Origin of the sequence: Mesorhizobium sp. M7A.F.Ca.US.011.01.1.1 (assembly GCF_003998295.1) — a bacterium.
Lineage (GTDB): Bacteria > Pseudomonadota > Alphaproteobacteria > Rhizobiales > Rhizobiaceae > Mesorhizobium.
In genome coordinates, this window is the sequence record NZ_RZRT01000010.1 from 1 (window position 1) to 22682 (window position 22682).

General features: G+C 63.9%; 21 protein-coding genes. 12 read left to right on the top strand and 9 right to left on the bottom strand.

Features of this window, described 5'->3' with window-relative positions; translation table 11 throughout:
- Positions 1-185 precede the first annotated feature (185 nt).
- The 3 genes from EOA13_RS13015 to EOA13_RS13025 form a co-directional block, all read right to left on the bottom strand.
- Positions 186-2030, bottom strand: a complete 1845-nt coding sequence (locus EOA13_RS13015; RefSeq protein WP_127293025.1) for an aminopeptidase P family protein — start codon at positions 2028-2030, stop codon at positions 186-188.
- Between the two features lie 146 nt (positions 2031-2176).
- Positions 2177-3049, bottom strand: a complete 873-nt coding sequence (locus EOA13_RS13020; protein WP_127293027.1) for a 50S ribosomal protein L11 methyltransferase — start codon at positions 3047-3049, stop codon at positions 2177-2179.
- A 10-nt stretch (positions 3050-3059) separates the two neighbouring features.
- Positions 3060-3638 (bottom strand): SCO family protein, encoded by a 579-nt coding sequence (locus tag EOA13_RS13025; RefSeq protein WP_027034922.1) that lies wholly within the window; start codon positions 3636-3638, stop codon positions 3060-3062.
- A 229-nt stretch (positions 3639-3867) separates the two neighbouring features.
- Here EOA13_RS13025 and EOA13_RS13030 point away from each other — a divergent pair, with 229 nt between their 5' ends.
- The 3 genes from EOA13_RS13030 (at position 3868) to EOA13_RS13040 (ending at position 5553) form a co-directional block, all read left to right on the top strand.
- Positions 3868-4359 carry a CreA family protein gene (locus EOA13_RS13030; RefSeq protein ID WP_023813125.1) on the top strand — a complete coding sequence of 164 codons (492 nt, stop codon included), beginning with the start codon at positions 3868-3870 and terminating at the stop codon, positions 4357-4359.
- Positions 4360-4427: 68 nt separating this feature from the next.
- Positions 4428-5069, top strand: a complete 642-nt coding sequence (locus EOA13_RS13035) for a DapH/DapD/GlmU-related protein (protein WP_127293029.1) — start codon at positions 4428-4430, stop codon at positions 5067-5069.
- Positions 5070-5259: 190 nt separating this feature from the next.
- The gene (locus tag EOA13_RS13040; protein WP_127293031.1) at positions 5260-5553 is read left to right on the top strand and encodes a hypothetical protein; all 294 of its coding nucleotides are present in this window, start codon (positions 5260-5262) and stop codon (positions 5551-5553) included.
- 105 nt (positions 5554-5658) lie between these two features.
- Here the strand turns inward: EOA13_RS13040 and EOA13_RS13045 are convergent, their stop codons facing one another.
- Positions 5659-6816 (bottom strand): hypothetical protein, encoded by a 1158-nt coding sequence (locus EOA13_RS13045; protein ID WP_245490367.1) that lies wholly within the window; start codon positions 6814-6816, stop codon positions 5659-5661.
- A 350-nt stretch (positions 6817-7166) separates the two neighbouring features.
- Here EOA13_RS13045 and EOA13_RS13050 point away from each other — a divergent pair, with 350 nt between their 5' ends.
- Positions 7167-7592, top strand: coding sequence for a low affinity iron permease family protein (locus EOA13_RS13050; RefSeq protein ID WP_127293035.1), 426 nt, complete (start codon positions 7167-7169; stop codon positions 7590-7592).
- 3 nt (positions 7593-7595) lie between these two features.
- On the opposite strand, the gene EOA13_RS13055 is transcribed toward EOA13_RS13050, so the two are convergent.
- Complete coding sequence (locus EOA13_RS13055; protein ID WP_127293037.1) at positions 7596-8462, bottom strand: SDR family NAD(P)-dependent oxidoreductase; 867 nt, start codon at positions 8460-8462, stop codon at positions 7596-7598.
- A 187-nt stretch (positions 8463-8649) separates the two neighbouring features.
- Here EOA13_RS13055 and EOA13_RS13060 point away from each other — a divergent pair, with 187 nt between their 5' ends.
- Positions 8650-8931 (top strand): hypothetical protein, encoded by a 282-nt coding sequence (locus tag EOA13_RS13060; RefSeq protein ID WP_127293039.1) that lies wholly within the window; start codon positions 8650-8652, stop codon positions 8929-8931.
- 53 nt (positions 8932-8984) lie between these two features.
- On the opposite strand, the gene EOA13_RS13065 is transcribed toward EOA13_RS13060, so the two are convergent.
- Positions 8985-9560: a TMEM175 family protein gene (locus tag EOA13_RS13065; RefSeq protein ID WP_127293041.1), complete on the bottom strand. Its 576-nt coding sequence runs from the start codon at positions 9558-9560 to the stop codon at positions 8985-8987.
- A gap of 239 nt (positions 9561-9799) precedes the next feature.
- Here EOA13_RS13065 and EOA13_RS13070 point away from each other — a divergent pair, with 239 nt between their 5' ends.
- Both EOA13_RS13070 and EOA13_RS13075 read left to right on the top strand, forming a co-directional pair.
- Entirely contained in the window at positions 9800-10201 is a 402-nt protein-coding gene (locus EOA13_RS13070; protein WP_023813119.1) for an SH3 domain-containing protein, read from the top strand.
- Positions 10202-10385: 184 nt separating this feature from the next.
- Positions 10386-11597: an MFS transporter gene (locus EOA13_RS13075; protein ID WP_127293043.1), complete on the top strand. Its 1212-nt coding sequence runs from the start codon at positions 10386-10388 to the stop codon at positions 11595-11597.
- A gap of 33 nt (positions 11598-11630) precedes the next feature.
- On the opposite strand, the gene EOA13_RS13080 is transcribed toward EOA13_RS13075, so the two are convergent.
- Complete coding sequence (locus EOA13_RS13080; protein ID WP_245490368.1) at positions 11631-13091, bottom strand: MATE family efflux transporter; 1461 nt, start codon at positions 13089-13091, stop codon at positions 11631-11633.
- 182 nt (positions 13092-13273) lie between these two features.
- Entirely contained in the window at positions 13274-14752 is a 1479-nt protein-coding gene (locus EOA13_RS13085) for an esterase-like activity of phytase family protein (protein WP_127293047.1), read from the bottom strand.
- Between the two features lie 236 nt (positions 14753-14988).
- Between EOA13_RS13085 and EOA13_RS13090 the strand changes: the two genes are divergently transcribed.
- The 3 genes from EOA13_RS13090 (at position 14989) to EOA13_RS13100 (ending at position 19400) form a co-directional block, all read left to right on the top strand.
- Positions 14989-17400, top strand: coding sequence for an FAD-dependent oxidoreductase (locus EOA13_RS13090; protein WP_127293049.1), 2412 nt, complete (start codon positions 14989-14991; stop codon positions 17398-17400).
- A gap of 12 nt (positions 17401-17412) precedes the next feature.
- Positions 17413-18966: a trimethylamine methyltransferase family protein gene (locus EOA13_RS13095; protein WP_127293051.1), complete on the top strand. Its 1554-nt coding sequence runs from the start codon at positions 17413-17415 to the stop codon at positions 18964-18966.
- A gap of 119 nt (positions 18967-19085) precedes the next feature.
- Positions 19086-19400, top strand: a complete 315-nt coding sequence (locus tag EOA13_RS13100; RefSeq protein ID WP_127293053.1) for a hypothetical protein — start codon at positions 19086-19088, stop codon at positions 19398-19400.
- Positions 19401-19447: 47 nt separating this feature from the next.
- Here the strand turns inward: EOA13_RS13100 and EOA13_RS13105 are convergent, their stop codons facing one another.
- A complete protein-coding gene (locus tag EOA13_RS13105) occupies positions 19448-20473 on the bottom strand; it encodes a LacI family DNA-binding transcriptional regulator (RefSeq protein ID WP_127293055.1) in 1026 nt (341 codons plus the stop codon).
- A gap of 197 nt (positions 20474-20670) precedes the next feature.
- Between EOA13_RS13105 and EOA13_RS13110 the strand changes: the two genes are divergently transcribed.
- Positions 20671-21702, top strand: coding sequence for a Gfo/Idh/MocA family oxidoreductase (locus EOA13_RS13110; RefSeq protein ID WP_127293057.1), 1032 nt, complete (start codon positions 20671-20673; stop codon positions 21700-21702).
- Positions 21699-22607 (top strand): sugar phosphate isomerase/epimerase, encoded by a 909-nt coding sequence (locus EOA13_RS13115; protein WP_127293059.1) that lies wholly within the window; start codon positions 21699-21701, stop codon positions 22605-22607. Before EOA13_RS13110 ends, EOA13_RS13115 begins: the two co-directional genes overlap by 4 nt.
- Positions 22608-22682: the final 75 nt, after the last annotated feature.

Sequence of the window (22682 nt, forward strand, 5' to 3'; positions counted from 1 at the left end):
AACGCTGCCGCGTGCCTTTAATTCTTCTTGGCGCCGAAAAGACAGGCGATTCTCCTGGGTCAGCGCCAACGGAAGTCTCCCTCCCCCTTGTGGGGAGGGGTTAGGGGTGGGGGTCCGTGCCGGGCAGCCATCTCAAGAATTCCATACGCGATAGTCCTGCCGTAAACGGGAGAAAGAAGCTCACCTCAAATCTTCGCGTCGTGCGGTAGCGGTGCCGTCGCCTTCTCCAGCCAGGCCAGCGTTTCGCCGTCGAGCATCGGGCCGATCTCGGCCAGCACGCGCGCATGGTACGTGTCCAGCCAGTGCAGCTCGTCGCGCGTCAGGAGGTCCGACTGCACCAGCCTGACGTCGATCGGCGCCAGCGTCAGCGTCTCGAAGCCGTGCATGGCGATATCGCCGCCCTCGATCTCTTGCGCCGGCGTCACCAGGATCAGGTTCTCGATGCGGATGCCGTAGGCACCTTCCTTGTAGTAGCCCGGCTCGTTGGACAGCATCATGCCTTCGAGCAGCTTTTCGGTGCCGGTGCGGGCGATACGCTGCGGCCCTTCATGCACGGCCAGATACGAGCCGACGCCATGGCCGGTGCCGTGGGCGAAGTCGCAACCGTGCTTCCACAGCGCCATGCGCGCGACGGCATCGATTTCCGAACCGCGCGTGCCGGCGGGAAAGCGCAAGGTGGAAATGCCGATCATGCCTTTCAGCACCAGGGTAAAGCGTTCGCGCATCTCCTGCGTCGGCTGGCCGATCGGCACGGTGCGGGTGATGTCGGTGGTGCCGTCCTGATACTGCGCGCCGGAGTCGAGCAGGAACAGCTCGCCGGCCTGCAGCTTGCGGCTGGTGGCGCGAGATACGCGATAATGCATGATGGCGCCGTTCGGGCCGGCGCCCGAAATGGTGTCGAAGGAGACATCGCGCAACGGCATTTGGGTCTCTTCGCCGGTCTGCCGGCGCGACTCCTCCAGCCGGGTGACCACCGATATCTCGTCGAGCGAGCCGGGTTTTTGCCGCTCCAGCCAGCACAGAAGCTTCGCCACGGCCGCACCGTCACGGCGATGCGCGGCGCGCGAGCCGTTGATCTCGGCCTGGTTCTTGGTGGCGCGCGGGATGCGGGCGGGGTCTGCTGCGGCGATCACGGTGCCGCCATTGGCCTCGACCAGCATGCGCAGCCTGTCGGCCGCCAGCACTGGGTCAAGCGCGATTTTCGCGCCACTCTTGGCAAGTGATGTGATCGCCGCTTCGAATTCGCCGGACCCATGCGGCTCGGCGAGCTGGGTGAGGTAGGCCGCGACCTGGCGCGAGAATTTGCGCTTATCCATGAACAGCTGGTGCGACCCGTCGGCGGCGAGGATGGCGAAGCCGAGTGCCAGCGGCGTGTGCGGCACGTCACCGCCACGGATGTTGAAGGCCCACGCAATGGAGGAGGGGTCGGTCAGCACGGCATGGGTGGCGCCGTCCTTGCCGATCGCCGTCGCCAGCCGCGCCAGCTTGTCCTTGGCGAGTTCGCCGGCAAAACCGATCGGGTGGAGTTCGACGGGGGCCACCGGCGCGTCGGGCTGATCCTTCCAGATGATGTCGATCGGGTTCTCGTCGAGCGGCACCAACACGGCGCCCGACTTGTCGGCCGAGGCCTGCAGCGCCTTGATCTCGCTGATCGTGTGCAGCCACGGATCGAAGCCGAGCCGTGCGCCCTTGCCGAGATTGTCTTTCAGCCAGACAGCCGGCGGATTGTCGACCAGGCTTTCGATCGAAAAGACGTCGAGATCGACCTCGCTGCGCACTTGCAGCGTGTAGCGTCCGTCGACAAAGACGAAGGCGCGGTCGCGCAGGACGATGGCGACACCGGCCGAGCCGCTGAATCCGGTCAGCCATTTCAGCCGCGCCGAACGGTCGGCGACATATTCGCCCTGATGCTCGTCGGCACGCGGCACGATGAAGCCGTCCAGCCCGTTGGCTTCAAGCCATTGGCGCAGCAACGCCACACGCGGTTTACCGACGGTCGGGTCGCCGGCGGAATCGAAGGTCTGGAACATTGTGGGCCTCCTGCGGTCAGCGCAACCGTAGCGTACGGTCGCGGAAATCGGAATCGATTTCCGGCTGCGCGCAACCTGCTACAGCATCGCTTGACTGACAATCAGCGGAACTTGGTCCAAGCTCGGTCGTTGCCGGCCCGCATGCCTCAATGCTTCAGGTGGATCGTCACCCAGCCTTCGCGGTGCAAGGTGCGCACGTGGCGAAAATTCTGGCCGACATAGGCCGAGATGACGGCGTCGCGCTGGCGCTCGAGGATGCCTGACAGCACGATAGAGCCGCCAAGTGCGATATGATCGGCCATTTGCGGCGCCAGCCGCATCAGCGGCCGCGCCAATATGTTGGCGACGATCAGATCGAAGGGCGCGCGCTTGCCGAAGATCGGATGGTGAAAGCCTGGTGCTGTTGCTGTTTCCACCAGTGCCTTGACGTGGTTGAGCCGCGCATTGGCGGCAGCCACCCGCACCGCCACCGGATCGATGTCGGTGGCCAGCACAGGAATATGCGCCAGCTTGGCGATGGCGATCGCCAGCACCGCACTGCCGGTGCCGAGGTCGAGCGCATTGCGCGGATGCTCGCGCCGAACCACTCTTTCCAGCATTTCCAGGCAGCCGGCTGTGGTGCCGTGGTGACCGGTGCCGAAGGCGAGGCCGGCCTCGATCTCGATGGCGAGTTCGCCGCTGTGGCGTTTCCTGCGGTCATGCGCGCCGTGGACGAAGAAACGGCCGGCACGCACCGGCTTCAGCTCTTCCAGCGAATGCGCCACCCAGTCGATGTCGGGCAGGGCCTCGCGCTCGACCAGCTTCGACAGGGAAAGGCGAGCAAGGATGTCCTTCAAGCGGGTCTCGACCGCATCGACGTCGCCATCGGCATAGAGCGACACTTCGTGGATGTCCTTGTCCTCGTCGACCTCCAGGACGGCGATCGGCAGCCCTTCTTCCTCGAAGGCTGCCTCGAGCGCCGCGAAAATGCTGACGGACTCGGTCTTTCCGGTGGTGAAGTAAAGGCGCGTCTGGGTCATGAAATGGTAATCAGCCTTTCGCCGCCAGCCGCTTCAGCTTGGCGATGGCCGTATCGGCGCTTTCGCCGTAGGCGATGGTGCCGGCGAAGTCGCCCTTGGCGTTGAGCAGCAGCACCGAGGCGGTGTGGTCCATCGTGTAGTCGCCGTCGCCGGTGTCGACCTTCTTCCAATAGATGCCGAACGACTTGGCCATGGCATGGACCTTGTCCGGAGCGCCCGTGATGCCGACGATACGGTCGGAGAAATTGCTGACATAGGCGTTCATCACTTCCGGCGTGTCGCGCTCGGGATCGACCGAGACGAAATAGGCGTGCAGGTTCTTGCCGTCGTCGCCGAGCGTCTTCAGCCAGCCGGCCAGTTCGAACAGCGTGGTCGGGCAGACCTCGGGGCAATGGGTGAAGCCGAAGAAGACGACGCTGGGCTGCCCCCTGAAGGCGGCCTCGGTGATCGGCGCGCCTTTCTGGTCGACCAGGCTAAAGGCGGCCCCGAACGGCTCGCCGCCATAATGGCCGCGGTACCAGTCGAAAGTCAGCCAGCCGATGCCGGCAGCCATCAGGACGAGAATGCCGACCAGGATAGAACGCATCATCATCAAAAGTCCGTCTGCAGAAATCGCCGCGCCGGCTCAATGCCGCGCCTGTGCGACAGTCTTAGCGGTTCGGCCTCGCACAGGCAAAGTGCCGCGTTGCCGCAACCGCAGTGGTGTTGACCCTATCTGCTTGCAAAGCCGGGCTGCTCGCCCCACCTGTGACCGGCAACTCGAACCGCAGGAGGCTAGTTTGCGACGACTGATTGGGCGACGACTGATTGGGCACGGACTGATTGGGCGGAAACTGATCGGCGGCGCCTTGGCCGCCTGCGTTGTCCTTGGCGCCGGTGCCGCGGTCGCCGAGGAAGTCGGCAAGGTCGGCGTCGACTGGCTTGGCAACGACATCATCGTCGAGGCGATCAAGGATCCGAAAGTGGAGGGCGTGACCTGCCATGTCTCCTATTTCGATCGCGGCATCATCGATCGCCTGCACAAGGGCAACTGGTTCGAGGATCCGTCCGATTCCTCGATCTCATGCCGCCAGACCGGTCCGATCACCATCGGTGACATCGACATGAGCGAGGGCGGCGAGGAAGTGTTCAAGCAAGGCATCAGCCTGATCTGGAAGAAGCAGGTGGTGAACCGCATCTACGACAAGCCCAATGAGACGCTGATCTATCTCTCGCATTCGCGCCAGGTGCAGAACGGCTCGGCCAAAATGTCGGTCACCACCGTGCCGCTCTACGGCCAGAACGTGGTGTGGAGCAAAGGCAAGCCGTAACAGGCTGCCGACCTTCGGACGATTGGTCCCGCTTGCGGGACCAATCGCTCGGGGGTAAAGCCGCCGGCATGGACCGTTCCGAAAATCTCGTCCCGAAAGACCCCGAGCCGCGCATTCATCCGACCGCGGAGTTGAAGGCGTGCAAGCTCGGCCGCTATGCCTCGATCGGCGAGCGAGTGGTGCTGCGCGAGGTGAATGTCGGCGACTTCTCCTATTTCGAACGCCATTGCGAAGCGATCTACACGACGATCGGCAAATTCTGCTCGATCGCTGCCAACAGTCGCATCAATGCGCTGGAGCATCCCATAGAGCGGCTGACCCAGCACAAGCTCAGCTACCGGCCGAACGAGTATTTTCGCTGGCTGGGCGTCGATGCCGCCTTCCGCGAGCGGCGGCAGGCGAAAGCCGTAACCATCGGCCATGACGTCTGGATCGGCCACGGCGCGGTGATCATGCCAGGGGTCACCATCGGCAATGGCGCGGTGGTTGGCGCCAACGCAGTGGTGACGCGTGATGTGCCGCCCTACGCGATCGTCACCGGGGTGCCGGCGAAGGCGCTTCGGCCACGCTTCGCTCCGGATATCGCGGAGCGGATCAAAGCTCTCGCCTGGTGGGACTGGCCGGTCGAAAAGCTGGCCAGAGCGGTTCCCGACATGCAGGCAATGCCGATCGAAGCGTTCCTCGATCGCTGGGAAAACGACGCCGTCTGACCAGCTCAAGACGTCGACGGTAACCAATTTTCTTAACGTAAAATATTAAAGTTAAGAAATGGAAAACGGATTGTATCCGTGAAATGAAACACTCCAAGGTTGCAAGAGTTTCGGCAAAATGCACTACTCGGCTCGGGGGTAAGTCGTAAGAAGTCGAAGAAAACACTACTAGCAACAATGGAGAGAAGTCATGAAGAAGTTCGCACTTGTACTCACGGCTGCTATGGTTTCGTTCTCGACTGTCGGCGCCTATGCCGGCGGCTGGGGAGGTAGCTCGGGTAGCCTGATCAATGTGTCGCCGTCCATCGGTGTCGGCCAGGTGACCGCGCTCAATGGCATCCTGAGTGGCAATAACATCCTGAGCGGCAATGTCGTCCAGGGTATTCTGAACGGCAACAAGACCAACGTCCTTACCGGCGTTCTCAGCGGTATCGGCGTCAATATCCTTGGCGGCAACAGCTACAAGCTCGGCAGCCGTCACTGAGCAGGAAAGTCACGGGCATCCTATGTCACGTGTCGTGGGCAGGAGGGTCTTCAACACCCTCCTGCCTCCGCTTGTGGGTCTGCCCAGTCAAAGCGCGGGAATGAGCTAGATCTTCGCCCGCAGGCCCACAAATGCATCGACCGTGTGTTCGCGCTCATCGATCACGGTCTTGAAGGTCTCGGAAACGTCAACGCGAACGACAATGGCCATCGATTTGGTCGCGTTGTACGTCGCTTCGGCATAGACGCCTTTGCGGCGCTCCTGGTTCTCGTAGAGCAGGTTGTCCTTGAGCTCATAGAAGATGCCGGACGCGATGCCGAGGTTCTCGCGCACCTTCATGCCGAGTTCCAGCTCCGCGCGCTGCAGCCATGACGCTAGCGGATCGTCGGTTTCGGACGTTTCGTAGCGGCCGAAATAGGTGCCGCGCAGCTCGAAGCCATGCGGCAGCGGCTTGCCGAAGGTGACTTGCCAGGTCGGACGCCAGCGCTGGTAGATGTCGTCGGCGCCGCGCAGGAACTGCGCACCCAGCGCCACGCCCAGCGTCGAACCATCAGTGGCCTTGTAGGCCGCCTCGGCGCGCAGCGTATAAGCGTTGAACGACAGGAACAGCGGCGGGTAACCAATTTCCTGGACGCTGGCGAACAGCGCGGACGCGGACGCGCCGAAGGCAAGCTGGCCAACTGTCCGGGTGACCCGAGCCGCCAACTGGAACAGATTGCGGTCGGCATGCAGCTTCGCCGGCAGGATGAGATCTTCCTGGAAATGCGTCGCGCCGAGCTTTTCGTAGCTGTCGGCCGCCTCGAGAATCAGCGAGGTGGCATTGCCGAGGTCGATGCCGAGTTGTGTCTGGGCGCCGAAGACCTGCTTGAACTCGCGCGTACCCAGCGTCAGCGGGCCGATATCCAGATTGTCGCCGGTGCTGGAGACGCGATAGCTCAGCGATCCCCTCAGTTCGAGACCCGGGCCGAGCCGGCGGAAGGCCTCGGCCGATAGCGACAATCCGCGGTCGTCCTCGATCGAAATCTTGTCGAAATGCGTTACCTGGAAGTCCGCGCTGAATTTCGCGTTGGCGTCGTTGTCGCCCCATTGCTGCTGCAGCGAACCGCGCAACAGTGTGTACCAGTCCTTGACCGCATGGTCGCTGTCCAGCGCGTTGTTGGTCCAATGCCGTTCGAGACTGCCGGTGATTGTCGGATCCGTCGCTATTTCGGCAGCCGGTGCTGTTGGTGGTTCTGCCCTGGCGCTCACGGTCGCACAGGCCATCAGCAGGCCTAGGCCGGCGCTGCCAAGCAATCTGCGGGAAAGTGGAGCGGCCGTCCGTCTTTCTGCCGGTCGGCGCTTTCGGGAAACCATGCTCCGCGCTCTCCGGACTGAAACCCCTTCCGCCATGCGGGGGTGGCGCAGCGGAAGGGGCTGGAGGTAAACCGCTGTGAAGCGGAAGGAACAGGCACTCTTGCCTGCAGGGTTACTGTGACATTGAACCCATAAGCTGTGTTTTCTGCCTTGTTCTCCTTATGCGTGCATTCGATTGCACTTACGTATTTGTTTGCGTCGGGAACCCGAAACGGTCGCTGGTTGTTTCTCATCGCGCCGCAGCGTCGAGGATTTGATAGATGGAAAAGCATTTCACTAAGGTCGCCAACTGGGTCGCCCGCATAGCCGGTCTGCCGCCGACATTTGCCGTCTGTTGCCTGATCGTCATCGTCTGGGCGGTGAGCGGTCCGTTCTTCGGCTTTTCGGACACCTGGCAACTCGTCATCAACACGGGCACGACCATCATTACCTTCCTGATGGTCTTCCTGATCCAGAACACTCAGAACCGCGACGGCGCGGCGATCCAGGCCAAGCTCGACGAACTGATCCGGGTCGGCAAGGGCCACAATCACTTCATCGGCATTGAACATCTGACCGAATCCGAAGTCGAGGAAATCCGCGCCAAATGCGAGCGTGCTGCAAAGCGGCATGACGAACAGATCGCCGACATGGCGGCGAAGAAGGTTGTGGCGAGGAAGCGCGGGTCGAAAAAGCAGGCGGCCTGAAAATCAGCCCTTCATGAACGCCGCGAAACTGTCCTTGTGGTCCGGATGCCAGCGCGACAGGGCTGGGCGGTTCTCGATGATGTCGCCGATCGTCCAGGCCATGCGCTTTTCATCCAGCGGGCGGGCCGCCTCATTGTCCGGGCACAGGATGTAGAAATCGCCTCTGGTCAGGGATTCCAGCATGAAATCCACAACCTGTTCGCCGGTCCAGGCGCCGGCGGGTTTTTCCGTCGCGCCCTCGGTCAGGCCGGTAAAGGTGAAGCCGGGGATCAGGAGGTGGGCAGCGACACGGGCGCCGGGTTCGTTGCGTAACGCATGCGCCAGGCCTTCGGTGAAGGTTTTCACCCCTGCCTTGGAGACATTGTAGGCAAGATTGCCGGGCGGCGTGGTGATGCCTTGCTTGGAGCCGGTGTTGACGATCAGACCCGGCCTGGCCGAGGCCAGCATGCGCGGCGCGAAGGCCTCCACGCCATGCACGACGCCCCAGAAATTGATGTCCAGCAGCCGTTTCCAGGCATCGCGGTTTTCCCATGGCTTCCCGGGATTGTCGCCGACGCCGGCATTGTTCATCAGCAGCGACACGCCGTCGAAGGCGCCGAACGCCCTCTCGGCGAGGCGGTCCACCTCATCCGCCTTCGAAACGTCGGCGGCGACGGCAAGCACGGCATCGTCGCCGGCGATCGCGGAAACGGCGCGCGAGGCGTCGTCAAGCCGCGCGCCGCCAATGTCGGCCAGCACGATCTTCATGCCCATCAGTGCAAGCCGCTTGGCGGCCGCCAGACCGATGCCGCTGGCGGCGCCGGTGATCACGGCGGCATTGCCTGGGGCAAGCGCGGGCAGGGCGGTCTGGATCTCGGCGTCGGTGATCATGGGCGATGGGTTCCTTGTTCGATGGCGCCGAACTTAGCGCCGGAACCGGTCGGTGCAAGCCTCTGCTCGCCTTGTCGGGTTGACCAGTTCGGTCGAGGCTGCGCATGTTGCCCTTTGCCTTCGCGAAAGAGATTTTGTCCTGGGGACAAAACAAACTTTGGCCCTGGGACAAACGGAGATTTCCTGATTGACGGACTGGGTTGCAATTCTGAAGGAACAGACCGCCATTGGCGACCAGATGGGCCGTGAGGTGCCGCAGATGCTGGCCAACCCCGACATCAGCGAAACGCAGGTGAAGACGCTCTTTTCCGCCCTGGAGAAACAAGCCGAGTTCGTCGAGAAGCTGCGCATGGCGCTGGAAAAGTTCGGCCATGATTTCTCGATCGTCAAGGCTGCGGAACGGCTGGAGGAGCGCTATGCCGACCTTGCCGCATCGGTGGCGGAAAAACTGAAAGCGATGCGCAAGTAGCGCAACTCTGGGAAAGACGTGCAACGCTTTGCCTTGAAAATGCGTGAAGACAGCTACTTTTCAATCACCCGCGCAAAGCGCGTATCCGGGACGAGCCATATCATCGCGACCAGCACATAGAGCGCGACGCCGATCCACTGGCTGACGAAGGTCAGCACGACGGCTGCGATGTAGACAGCCAGCGAGAGCTTCCCCTTGCGGTCAGTACCCAGCGCCTTGGCAAAGGCGGTATCATTGCCGTGAAGCCGATGCAGCGCGGCGGCGAGTATGGTGTAGGCGATGGCGCATAGCGCGAGGTCGGTGCCATAGACGGCGACCGGCACCGGCGCAAAGTGGTTCTCGCCCATGAAGGCTGTGGTCACCGGCATCAGCGACAGCCAGAACAGCAGATTGAGGTTGGCCCACAGCACGCGCCCGTCGACCCGCTGCACGGCGTGGAACATGTTGTGCAAATTGTTCCAGTAGATGCCGACATTGATGAAGGACAGCACGTAGCAGAAGAAGATCGGCCACAACGGCACCAGGGCGGAGAAATCCTCGCCATGCGGCACTTTCAACTCAAGCACCATGATGGTGATGATGATAGCCACGACGCCGTCGGTGAATGCCTCGACCCTGCCTTTGCCCATGGATCCCACCTTTGCCCACGATGAATTGTCGAAAGAGAGTAAACGCTAGCGGATGTTGGGGAGCCAATAAATGGCAACCGGGGAATTCCTCAACCATGTCCAAGGAAAATCCGGCATCAGTCCCGCTGGTCAGGACGATTACGGCCGCCCACCGTTGACTTTTCTTGGCTTGGCCGCTCCTCTTGCAGGGCAGTCTTGGCCGAAGCAGATGTACGGCGGGATTCGAATGGAGGGGACTGATGAGATTTCGTTTTCTGCTTGTGGTCGCGACCATTCTGGCCGCGGTCTTCGGGACGTCGGCCGCGGCCTTCGCCTACAGCGCCCACACCTCGACCAACCTCAACGTCCGTAGCGGGCCGGGAGCGGGATACGCCAGAGTGGGAACGCTGCCCGCCGGCTTCAGGGTCAATGTCACCGGCTGCCAGCCGGGCTGGTGTAGAATCCACGGCGGCGGCGTGAGCGGCTGGGCCAGCGCCGGTTATCTCGAACGCTCCCAAATCGTTCGCCCGCCGATCATCATCGTGCGCCCGCCGCATCGGCCGCACTGGCAGCACAGGCCGCACCGTCCTCCACACCATCGCCCGCCGCACAAGCCGCGCCCCGGCAAGTGCAAGATCGCGCCCGGCTTCCCCTGCAGGTGAGGCCGACCGGTTGAGCGATAGATGACGGATCGGAGCCGCTGGCCCCGATCCGAGCCTGTTCAGCCGGCGGATATCCCGCTCAAGCAATGTCCACGGTGCTGTCAGGAGCCTCCCTGTCGGCTGGAACGTCGTGGATGAAACCGCGTTAAATCCTCGATCCCCGAAATTGGTGACGAGGTTGGCAATGGCCATTCGCAATTTTGCGCATACGCACGAAGGAGCAGGTGGCGATGCTCTTGCAATCCCCACCGTCGCCGCGATGATTGCGGTGCTGTTTGCCGGCAGCACGGTGCTGACGCCGCTCTATATCGTGTACAAGCAGCAATTCGGCTTTTCACAAATCACCCTGACGCTGATCTACGCCGTGTATGTCGTCGGCAATCTGGCGGCATTGGTGATGTTCGGCGGGGTGTCCGATGTCGTCGGGCGCCGGCCCGCGAGCCTGGCGGCGATGCTTGTCGCCATCGTCAGTGCGCTTGTCTTCCTGTTTGCCGGAAACGTCGTCTCGCTCGACGTCGCCCGCATCCTGAGCGGGCTTGGCATCGGCGTCGGCGCGGGGACCGGAACCGCGTGGATTGCCGAGCTTCTTCCCGGCGCGGACAAGTCGCGTGCCAGTGTGATCGCCACCAGCACCAATTTCCTCGGCCTCGGCTTCGGCGCACTGATTTCGGGACTTCTGGCTGAATATGAGCCATGGCCGTTGCGGCTGATCTTCATCGTCTATCTGGCAGCACTTTTGGTGGTAACGATCCTGGTCTGGCGCACTCGCGAAACGGTGGCGAAGCCGGGCGGCCTGCGGCGGCTTTCCTTGCGGCCGCAACTTTCCGTCCCGGAGGAAATCCGTGCGCGCTTCGTCGCGCCGGCGGTGACCGGCTTCGGCGCGATGGCGCTGGTCGGGTTCTACGCCGCGTTGGCGCCGAGCATCCTGGCGCAGCAGCTGCATGTGACCAACCACGCCGTCGCCGGCGCGCTGTTCTTCGAACTGGCGATCGTCACCGCGATCAGCATTGTCGTTCTGATGCACATGAAGAGCAACAAAGCGATGCTGGCTGCGCTGGCATTGATGATCCCAAGCGTCTCGTTGGTGGTGGCGGCGCAGATACTGGCCTCGATGGCACTGATGGTTGCTGCGACGGCCTGTTGCGGCGTTGCGGCGGCGCTTGGTTACCGTGGTGGCCTGCAGGTGGTGAACGAGATCGCGCCGAAGGCTCGTCGCGCCGAAGTGGTGTCCAGCTTCTTCATCTGCTGCTTTGTCGGCAACGCCTTGCCCGTCATCGGCATTGGCATCGTTTCGACCTATGCCAGTCCCATCGCCGCCAGCCTGGCATTCGCCGGCGTGATCGTGGCGTTTGCGTTGGTGGCACTGGCTTTTGAGCTGAAACAACACGGGCGTTGAGCCCTGGAGCTGTCCAGCGGAACCGGGTTGGCTTCAGCCGTTCGGTGTTTCAGGCGAAAGATGCGCGCGTCCGCGCGGCACGCCAAGACCGGTGTCCGGCGGCTCGCCGGCGGCCGGCCTGTTCTCGATCATGTGCGTGGTGCGCCAGCGGCCGAAACGGTAGTAGGCTGCGGCCAGTATAAGCGAGCTGATTGAACCCGCCGGGAAACTCCACCACAGCGCTTCCTCGCCGATCACGCCACGCATGAAATAGGCGAAGCCGGTGCGCACGACCAGCACCGAAATGACCAGGATGATCAGCGGCGGCATCACGGCACCCGTGGCTCGTACGGTGGCAAACAGCACGATGGTTATGCCGAACAGAATGAACGACCATGAGGCGACATTGTTGATGTGGACGGCGATGTCGATCGCCGCGCTGTCGCTGCTCAGGAACAGGCTCAGCACCGAACGGTCGAAAACCGACAGCACGGCAACCAGCGCGCCGGTCAGGACCAGGTTGAAGCCGACGCCGGAGGCGGCGATGCGGCCGATCCGGTCCCAGCGCCCGGCGCCGACATTTTGTGCCGCCATCGAGGACACCGCAGCGCCGATGGCGAGCGCCGGCATCTGGATGTAGGTCCACAGTTGGGCGGCGATGCCGTAGGCGGCGGCGACCTGTGAGCCGTTGGAGTTGACCATGCCCATCACTGTCAATGCAGCCGCGGAGATGACAATCATCTGCAGACCCATCGGCACGCCCTTGAAGACGACGATGCGAAGCAAGGTGGGATCGGGCCGCAGCAGAGCGAGGTTGGCGCCGGCCAGCCGCAGCGGATGCTTGCGCACATAGAGCACGATCAGGATGGCGATCACGCTTACCGTCTGGCCGATCAGCGTCGACGTGGCGGAGCCTGCGATACCGAGCTCGGGAAACGGCCCGATGCCGCGGATGAGCAATGGGTTGAGCACGATGTCGAGGACGACGGCCAGCGCCATGAAGAAGAAGGGCGTGCGTGAATCGCCGGCACCGCGCAGCACGGTCATGACGAAGGACAGAAGGTTCATCATCGGCACGGCGACGAAGATGATGCGCAGATAGGACCGGGCCAGCGGCAAGGCATCGACCGGTGTGCCGAGCGTGTTGAGAATGGCGTCGACCCAGATCCAGCCGCATACCGCGAAGATAACCGAGACGAGGAAGAAGAACGTCGCGCTGGTGCCGACGATGCGGCGCGCCTCGGGCAGGTCGCGGGCACCGACCGACTGGGCCACCAGAATGGTGGCCGCCATGCCGATGCCAAACACAGTGCCGAGGATCAGGAACAGGACGAGGTTGGCGTTGGAGGTGGCGGTCAGCGCCGATTCGCCGAGGAAACGGCCGACCCAGACGGCGTTGATCGATCCGTTGAGCGACTGCAGCACGTTGGAGCCGAGCACCGGCAAGGCGAACAGCAGAAGCGTGCGCGGGATCGGGCCGCTGGTCAGGTCGCCGGTGCGCCGGCGCGCGGGCATTTTTTCGTCCATGGCGGGCAGCTCGGCAGATGGTGATTTGGGATCCAGTCCACGATGATATCGCAGGCGGGACCGAGATGCACCCTTGCGAACGCGCCGCACGGCTGAAAGCCGCTGCCCCCCGTTCATACCAGCCGCTGCCCCAGCGGACGCGCCAAGCGCGCCCGTCCGTGCAGTGGTCGTTACTTCTTGGCCAGACCCGGCAGCGTGACCTGATAGACCAGGAACATGGTGTCGACATTGGCGCCGTCTTCGGCCTTGTAGGGCGCGCCGACCTGAAAACCGTCCTGGGTGAGGAAGTCGTTGTCGTTGGCGACGAACAGGAAGTAGTCGTCGGGCAGCTTCGGATCCAGAACGCTGACCACTGACATCGCCTCCCACTTCTCGGACAGGTTATCCTGGTCGTTGGGCGCGCCATTGTGCAGGCCGAAGCGGCCGAGCTCGGCACTGTCGTTGATGTCGATGAATGGCGTCAGCTTGGCCGGTGTCACCGATGGGTCGACGACGCCCTTGGGGGCGACCGGCTTGTCAGCGGCGTCGAAGGCGCCGCCGGCGATGTCGGTCGCGGCCGAGACGTCGACGACGAAGATCTGGCGCACAAGCGAGGTGCCGCCCTTCAGCCCCTGGCCGTTGCCGCTGTCGCGCGCCAGCATCAGGAAGGTCTGATCCGACAGTGCCACGATCTCGCTCTGCGCGGCGACCTTGGTCTTGCCCTTGGCATCCTTGAACACCGGCAGCGGCACGACATACTCATGCGCCAGCTTGAGATGGCCGAGGTCGGATGCGTCGTAGACCAGGGCGCGGGTGTTCTGGCGCGTGGCGGGCGAATCGCCGCCGTCCTGCCGGGGCGCCGACTGCAGCACGGCGATCAGGAACTTGCCGTCTGGCGTCATTGCCATGCCTTCGAGGCCTTGGTTGTTCTGGCGGCCGGTTTCGGGGTCCTTCGGATCGGGCTCGGCGGCACCGGGTCCCGGATTGTCCGAGGCGAAGTTCGGCGTGCCCTGGCGCATCGGCACGAGGGCGGCCGGTGGCTGGGTTGCCGACAGCAGATGCCCGTCGGCGGAAAACCGATAGATGTTCGGGCCGTATTCGTCGGAGATGAACATCGAACCATCGGGCAGCCGCACGATCGCCTCGTTGTCGAGCGCCAGCTTGCCATTGTCGGCTTGCGGCAGGATCGGCATGTCGCCGCTTGCCGCGCGCACGCCGTTGAGCGGATCGAGGCCTGTGGCATCAGCCCCCTTGTCGTCGGTGAGAAGCATGGTGTCGGCGAGCGTTGCCTTGACGCCGGTCTGCCGCTGGCCGGCAGCAGGTGCCGCACCCGGTGCCACCGGGGTAAACTCGATGCCGATGGTGTTGAGGCGCGGCCGGTAGTCGGTGGTGCCGACGACATTGTAGCCGCGATCTGGCAGCAGCCAGAGCGAACCTTTGTAGCCGGCGGCCTCATGCGTCCAGCCTGATGTGTCGATCGACATGCCGGAGCCCGATCCAAACGTCTCGCCGAACTTGTCGCGCTGAGCGGCCGGGATGCGGCCGACGCCGACCAGCCCCTTATTGACCGGGCCGGCGACGGCCGTGGTGCTGTCGGCGAGGGCCGGCGTCAAGGCGGTGAACAAGGCCAGCGCGACGCCGAGCGACGCGGTTCGATACAGGTGTTTCATGGATAATCCTCTTTGTGGCGGATGTGCCGGAGCGGACGCGGGACGAAAACTGAAAGAGGTGCGACATCGATGATGCCGCGCCTCCCCGAAACGCGGTCTACGGCGCGAACATGATGCTTGCGTGACAGCACGCAGTACATGCCGGCGGTCGACGAAAAACGATGCGCGCGCGCACTAGACACTTATGTCCAGTGTATATATGCTTCAGCCTTCGGACTAACCGTGGAGGGGAAGCCTTGAAGTCGCACTACCGCGCAGTCGTCATCGGAGGTGGCGTGGTTGGAGCCTCGGTGCTCTATCACCTGACGCGGTTCGGCTGGAGGGATGTGGCGCTGATCGAGCGCGCCGAACTGACGGCCGGTTCGACCTGGCACGCGGCGGCAGGCTTCCATGCGCTTAACGCCGACCCCAACGTGGCGGCGCTGCAGGACTACACCATCAGTCTCTACCGCGAGATCGAGGCCGAATCCGGCCAGGATATCGGCCTGCATATGACCGGCGGCGTCAACATCGCCAGCGATCCCGCGCGGTGGGAGTGGCTGAAATCGGCCTGGGCGGTGTTCCAGTCGGTCGGCATCGAGACCGCTAGGTTGGTAACGCCCGATGAGATCAAGACGATCTGCCCGATCGTCGACGTCACCGGTGTGCTTGGCGGGCTGCATGATTCCAACGAAGGCCATCTCGACCCGTACGGCACGACGCATGCCTATGCGGGTGCTGCGAAGAAGCGCGGCGCCGACATCATCCTGCGCAACCGGGTGGTCGAGTTGAAGCCGCGCGCCGACGGTCGCTGGGATGTCGTCACGGAGCAGGGCACCATCATCGCCGAGCATGTCGTCAATGCCGGCGGGCTGTGGGCAAAGCAGCTCGGCCGCATGGCCGGCGTCGACCTGCCGGTGACGCCGATGGAGCACCATTATTTCATCACGGAGGACATTCCCGAGATCGCGGCGCTGGACAGGGAAATCGGCATCGCCGTCGATCTCGACGGCTTCTCCTACCTGCGGCAAGAGCGCAAGGGTGTGCTGCTTGGCGTCTACGAGCAGAATCCAAAGCACTGGAACATGGATGGTGCGCCATGGGACTACGGCATCGAACTGATCCCGGAAGACATCGACCGCATCAGCCCCGAACTCGCCAAGGCGCATGAGCGCTTTCCTTGCCTGGCGACGGCCGGCATCCGCAAATGGGTCAACGGTGCCTTCACCTTCACCCCGGACGGCAATCCGATTGTCGGGCCGGTGCGCGGGCTGAAGAATTACTGGGTCGCCTGCGGCGTCATGGCCGGTTTCAGCCAGGGCGGCGGCGTCGGCAAGTCGCTGGCCGAATGGATGATTTACGGCGAACCGCAGGCCGACATTTTTGGCATGGACATCGCCCGCTACGGCGCCTTCGCCGCCAACCGGGAATATCTCAAGCAGACGACACGCCAGTTCTATTCGCGCCGCTTCGTCATGACCTTTCCCAATGAGCGGCTGCCCGCCGGCCGGCCGCTGAAACGCCCCGGCGCCTATGACGGCATGACGGCCGCGGGATGCGAATGGACGGCGTCGTGGGGGCTGGAAATCCCGGCCTATTTCGCGCCGATGGGATTTGCCGAGAACACGACGCTGCGGCGCTCCAACGCCTTCGACATCGTCGGCGACGAGGCGCTGCAGGTGCGGCGCGCCGCCGGTCTCGTCGATATCTCGGCCTATTCGCGCTATGCGGTGGCGGGGCCAGGTGCGGAAGCCTGGCTCGACCGGCTGCTCGCCTGCAGGCTGCCGAAGCCGGGGCGGGCCGGCCTGGCGCCGATGCTCGGTCTTGACGGACGGCTGAAGGGCGACCTCACCGTCTTCAACTGGGGCGGCGGCAGCTATTGGCTGATGGGCTCCTACTATCTCCGGGAATTCCACATGCGCTGGTTCGAGAGCCATGCGGCTGAAGGCGTCGCCGTCGCCGACCTCTCCGACACGATGAGCGGCTTTCTGCTGACCGGGCCGAATGCGCGCAAGATCCTGGAGCGCACAACGCATCAGGATGTTTCCGGCGCGGCACTGCCATTTATGGCTTGTGGAGCATTCGACGTCGGCATGGTGCAGGCACGTGTGGCAAGGCTGTCGATCGCGGGCGAACTCGGCTTCGAAATCAGTTGCCCTGTGACCATGCATGCCACTCTGCGCGAAACGCTGCTGGCCGCCGGCGAGGATCTCGGCTTGGCCGAAATCGGCTATTACGCGCTCAATGCGCTGCGGCTGGAGAAGAGCTTTGGCATCTGGTCGCGCGAATTCACGCAAGGCTACACGCCGGGCCAGACCGGTCTCGACCGGTTCATCGCTTTCGGCAAGAGCGACTTCATCGGCCGCGAAGCGGCGTTGAAGGAGCGCGACGCCGGTGCCTCGCAGCGGATCGTGACGCTGGAGATCGACGCTATTGATGCCGATGCCAGCGGTTTCGAGCCAGTCTGGCATGACAGTCGGCGCGTCGGTTTCGTCACCTCGGGCGGATTTGGTTACACGATCGGCAAGAGCGTCGCACTGGCGTTGGTGGACGACGATTTTGCCGAGGAGGGGACGGCGCTTTCGGTGCACATTGTAGGCGTCGAGCGGCCGGCACGCGTCATCGCGGCCTCGCCCTACGATCCCGAGGGCAAGGCGATGCGGCAATGAGGAGAATACACCATGGTCGATGACGCGGCACGGGACAGCAGGCGCGAGCGCCGGCGTGGACGCACGGGCGAGGCCGGCAGCGAAAGCAGCCGCCGGCCCAATTACCATTCGCTGAAGAATCCATTCCTGCCGCAGCCGATCTTTTCGGAGGATCAGGTGGCCGCGATTCACGACACGGCGCTGCGGGTGCTGGAAGAGCTCGGCATCAAGGTGCTGCTGCCGCAGGCGCGTGAGCACTTCGCCAGCGCTGGCGCGCTGGTCGATCCGGACACCGGCATGGTGCGCATCGGTCGCGACATGGTGACGGCGGCACTGGCCTCGGCGCCGAAGTCGATCCACGCTCATGCCGGTTCCCGCGCCCGCGATCTGATGCTGGAGCTCGGCTCGATGACCTTCCTGGCCGGGAGCGGAGCACCGAACGTCACCGATCTCGAGCGCGGCCGGCGGCCGGGAACACTGGCGGATTTCGAGGATCTCATGCGGCTGGTGCAGCATTTCGACGTGCTGCATATGCTGGGGCCCTGCATCGAACCGCAGGATGTCGACAACCGGTTTCGCCACTATGCCGTCAACCGCGCGCAGCTGACGCTGTCGGACAAGTTTCCATTCGTCTTCGCGCGCGGTACGCCGCAGGTCGAGGACGGGTTCGAGATGCTGCGGCTGGCGCGCGGCCTGTCGCAGGACGAGTTTCTGGAAAACGCATATTGCTACACCGTCATCAACACCAACTCGCCGCGCCAGCTCGACATTCCGATGGCGCAAGGCATCATCGATTTCGCCCGCGCGGGCCAAATCTCCGTCATCACGCCGTTCTGCCTGGCGGGCGCCATGGCGCCGATCACGGTCGCCGGTGCGTTGACGCTGCAGCACGCCGAAGCGCTGGCCGGGCTGACGCTGGCGCAGATCGTGCGGCCCGGTGCGCCGGTCGTCTACGGCTCGTTCTCCTCCAATGTCGACATGAAATCCGGCGCGCCTGCCTTCGGCACGCCGGAGCATGTCAAGGCGACGCTGGGCGCCGGCCAGCTGGCGCGCTTCACCGGGCTGCCGTGGCGGTCCGGCGGCGGCAGCGCGGCCAACATCTCCGACGCGCAGGCCGCGCACGAAACGCAGTTCGCGCTGTGGGGCTCGGTGCTGGCGGGGGCGACGATGTGCATCCATGCCGCCGGCTGGCTGGAGGGGGGCTTAAGCGTTTCCTTCGAAAAGCTGGTCACCGACATCGAGGCTTTGCAGACAGTGGCCGAGCTCTGTGCCCCGACACCTGGCGACAGCGATTCCATCGGTTTCGAAGCGATCGCCGAGGTGCAGCCGGGCGGCCATTTCTTCTCGGCCGGCCACACCATGGTGCGCTACCGCACCGCCTTCTATGAACCGCTGGTGGCCGACTGGTCGAATTTCGGCAACTGGACGCAAAGCGGCTCGAAGACGGCAAGCGAGCGCGCCACCGGCGTCTGGAGGCGGGTGCTTGCCGATTTCACGCCACCGGCAACGGCTGCCGCCACCGCCGGCGTGCTGGATGAGTTTATCGCGCGGCGCACGGCAGAGGGCGGAGCGGCGCCGGTATCTTGAGGCTGGCTCCCGCTGATCGCCCTGGTTGTGGCGCGATCCGGAACCTACAGCGCCTCCCGCGCATTCAAGGTTGCGGCCGGTGCACTGCGCACCGATGTGCTGTTTGAGGGGAGGACGACATGGGTTTCGACCAGTATCACGAACCGCCTGAAGAGCTGTCGCAGGAGGTGCGGACCTTTGCCCGCATGATCACCTCGCTGATCGAGGAGGCGGAAGCGATCAGCTGGTACGAACAGCGCATGTCGGTGGAGAAGGACCCGCAGGCGCGCGCCATCATGAAGAACGCGCAGAGCGAAGAGTTCAAGCATTTCGGCATGGATCTCGAATTCCTGCTGCGCCAGAAGAAGGACTGGCGCGCGGAACTGAAGGAAATCCTGTTCACCACGGGCGACATCGTCAAGGCCGGGGAGCGAGGCGAGAAGAAGGTGGACTAAGCTCTACCCGGGCAATCCGCAGCCGATCTGGCTTAACTCACTCCATGTCAATCGCTGTCGCGCGCGACCAGCTCCAGTGGCCAGACCTCGCGGATGATCCGCGGCCCCTCCGGGCCGGCGAAGGCGGGAAGCGACGCCAGCAGCATTTCGGCGAGGCGTTGTCCCATTGGCTCCAGCGCCGGGCGGAAGGCGGTCAGCGCCGGGGAAAAATAGCGGCAGAGCGGCGTGTCGACGATGACGGTCACCGCCATGTCTTGACCCGGCCTGATGCCCATCTCGGCCAGCGCCTTGCAGCCGCCCAGCGCCATTGCATCATTGTTGAAAATGATGGCGGTCGGCGGGTCCTTGGAGCGCATCAGCTGAGGCGTCACCTCGTAGCCGCCGGCCTCGTTGATGAAGCCGGAGGCGATCAGCTCGGGGTCGATCTCGATGCCGTGCCGCTTCAGGGCCTTGCGGTAGCCGGCCAGGAACAAATAGCCGAAGTTGAGGTCGAGCGACGGACGGACGGCGGCGATGCGGCGGTGGCCGCGCGCCACCAGGCGGTCGACGGCGTCGGCGCCGGCCTTCTCGAAATCGAGGTCGAGGGAAGGATAGGACTTGGCCCCGGAGCGACTGCGGCCGAGCGTGGCGAAGGGAAAGCCGGCTTGCGTGAGATAGTCGATGCGCTCGTCCTCGCGCCGCGTCCAGGCCAGCAGCACCGCGTCGGCGCGGCGCGTTTCGACGACACGGCGCAGGCGCTCCTGCTGGTAGTCGCCCGGCGCCCCCATGACCACGGTCAGGTCGAGCCCGCTTTCGGCAAGCCTGGCCTGCAGCCCGATCAGGAATGGAATGAAGAACGGCTCGCCATATTGCTGGTCACCGGGATGCGGCTGCAGCATGAAGGCGATCGAATGGGTGGCGCCTTGCCTCAGGCTGCGGCCGGACTGGTTCGGCGAATAGTTGAGCGTCCTGGCCGCCTCGAGTACGCGCTGGCGTGTGTCGGCATTGACGTCGGCGCGGCCGTTCAGCGCTCGCGACACCGTGCCGATCGAAATGTTCAGGTGACGGGCAAGGTCGTGAATGCTGGATGCCAAGTGACTGTTCTCCCCCTTGCTTGGCTAGCACCGGTAGCCGCTCAGGCCAAGGCGACAGGACGATTTTCGCCAACGGCCAATTGACATTCTACGCCTTCGGGTGTGTTCTCGTAAACGTTTACGGAAAAACGTTTACGGTCCTGCCGTGGATGCCGTGACGATCGGTCTGGAGGGACCGAGCGGAGGAGGAGCGCTGGATGATCGATGTCGTCCTAGTCGGCTGCGGAGCGATGAGCAAGGCCTGGCTCGATGCCATCAGGCAGATCCACGGGCTCACCCTTGTCGGCCTCGTGGATCTCGATGCCGACAGGGCACGGGCGAGGGCGCGCGAATACGACCTCACCAATGCTGTCATCGGCAGCAATCTCGACGCCGTGCTCGATCAGACCAAACCGCAAGCGGTGTTCGACGTGGTGGTTCCAGCCGCCCGGCGCGAAGTCGCTTTTTCCGCTTTTGCCCACAATTGCCATCTGCTGACGGAAAAGCCGCTCGCCGACAGTCCGGAAAATGCGCGCGCCATCGTCGAGGCCGCTCGCCGCGCCGGGCGCATTCACGCCGTCGTGCAGAACCGCCGCTATGTTGCCAATGTCAGGCGCATCCGCAGGTTCCTGGACTCCGGCGCCATTGGTACGCCGACCAGCATCCACGCCGACTTCTTCGTCGCGCCGCATTTCGGCGGCTTTCGCGAGGAGATGGCGCATGTGCTGCTGCTCGACATGGCGATCCACACATTCGACGCCGCCCGCTACATGGTCGCCGGCGAGCCGGCCAATGTCTATTGCCAGGAATGGGAGCCGGCCAATTCCTGGTACCGGCAGGGATCGTCGGCCAGCGCCGTCTTCGATCTCGGCCGCGGCAAGGTCTTCACCTATGCCGGGAGCTGGTGCGCCGCCGGCTTCCGCACCAGTTGGGAAAGTACATGGCGCATCGTCGCCGAGCGCGGCAGCCTCATCTGGGACGATCATGACGACCTGAGGGCAGAAGCAGTGATGCCGGGCCGCGACGGAATGTTCGACAAAACCCAACCGATCGCGGTGCCGCCGCTCGATGCGTCCGATCGCGTCGGAGGCCATCTCGGCATTCTCCAGGATTTCGTTCGCGCCATCGAGACCGGCACCGAGCCGGAAACGCGCGGCGCCGACAACATCAAGAGCCTGGCCATGGTTTTTGGCGCCATCGAAAGCGCCGAGACCGGCCGCCGCGTGACAATCGCAGAGGACGCACAATGACGCCGAACCCGCTTCTCGACATCCGGATCGGCACCATGGTGCGGGCCAATCTCGACGACCCGGCGGCTTACGTCAAACAGATCCTGCCGCTCGGCTTCGAGAGCATCCAACCCTTCTTCTGGCAGACGCTTGGCGGCAAGGACCTGCCGCTTCTCGCCGGTCAGATCCGCGAGGCGATCGGCGATGCCGACGTCACCGTGTCCTCGCTCGGCGTGTTCGGCAATCCGCTGGAAGACGGCGAGGTCGATCGCGACGTGCTCAAGGCCTGGGAGACGGTGATCGACAACGCGCATCTGTTCGGCACCTCGATGGTCAGCGGCTTCACCGGCCGCCTGCGCGGCAAACCTCTGCCGGACAGCCTGCCGCGCTTCAAGGAGGTCTGGGGACCGCTGGCCAAGCGCGCCGCCGACAAGGGCGTGCGCATCGCGTTCGAGAACTGCGCCATGGACGGCAACTGGGCCGCCGGCGACTGGAACATTGCCCACAATCCGGACGCCTGGGAGCTGATGTTCAACGAAGTGCCCGACGACAATCTCGGACTGGAATGGGAGCCCTGCCACCAGCTCGTCTATCTGATCGACCCGATGCCGCAGATCCGCAAATGGGCGCCGCGCATCTTCCACGTCCACGGCAAGGACGCGACGGTGCGTTGGGACGTGATCCGCGAGCATGGCGTGTTCGGCCGGCTGCCCTTCGTGCAGATGCGCACGCCCGGTTTCGGCGACAGCGACTGGACGCGGGTGATCAGCGAATTGCGACTGGCCGGCTACAAGGGGGCCATCGATATCGAAGGCTGGCACGACCCGGTCTATCGCGGCGACCTCGAGATCACCGGCCAGGTGCGGGCGCTGGAATATCTCAAGCAATGCCGGGGAGGGGCCAGCTACCTGCCGAACCCGATGTGAGGATCGGCCGGCGGGAGGAGCCGGCCGGGATGTCTGCAGCGCGCATTGCCGAAGCGAATGTCGAAACCCCTCGCT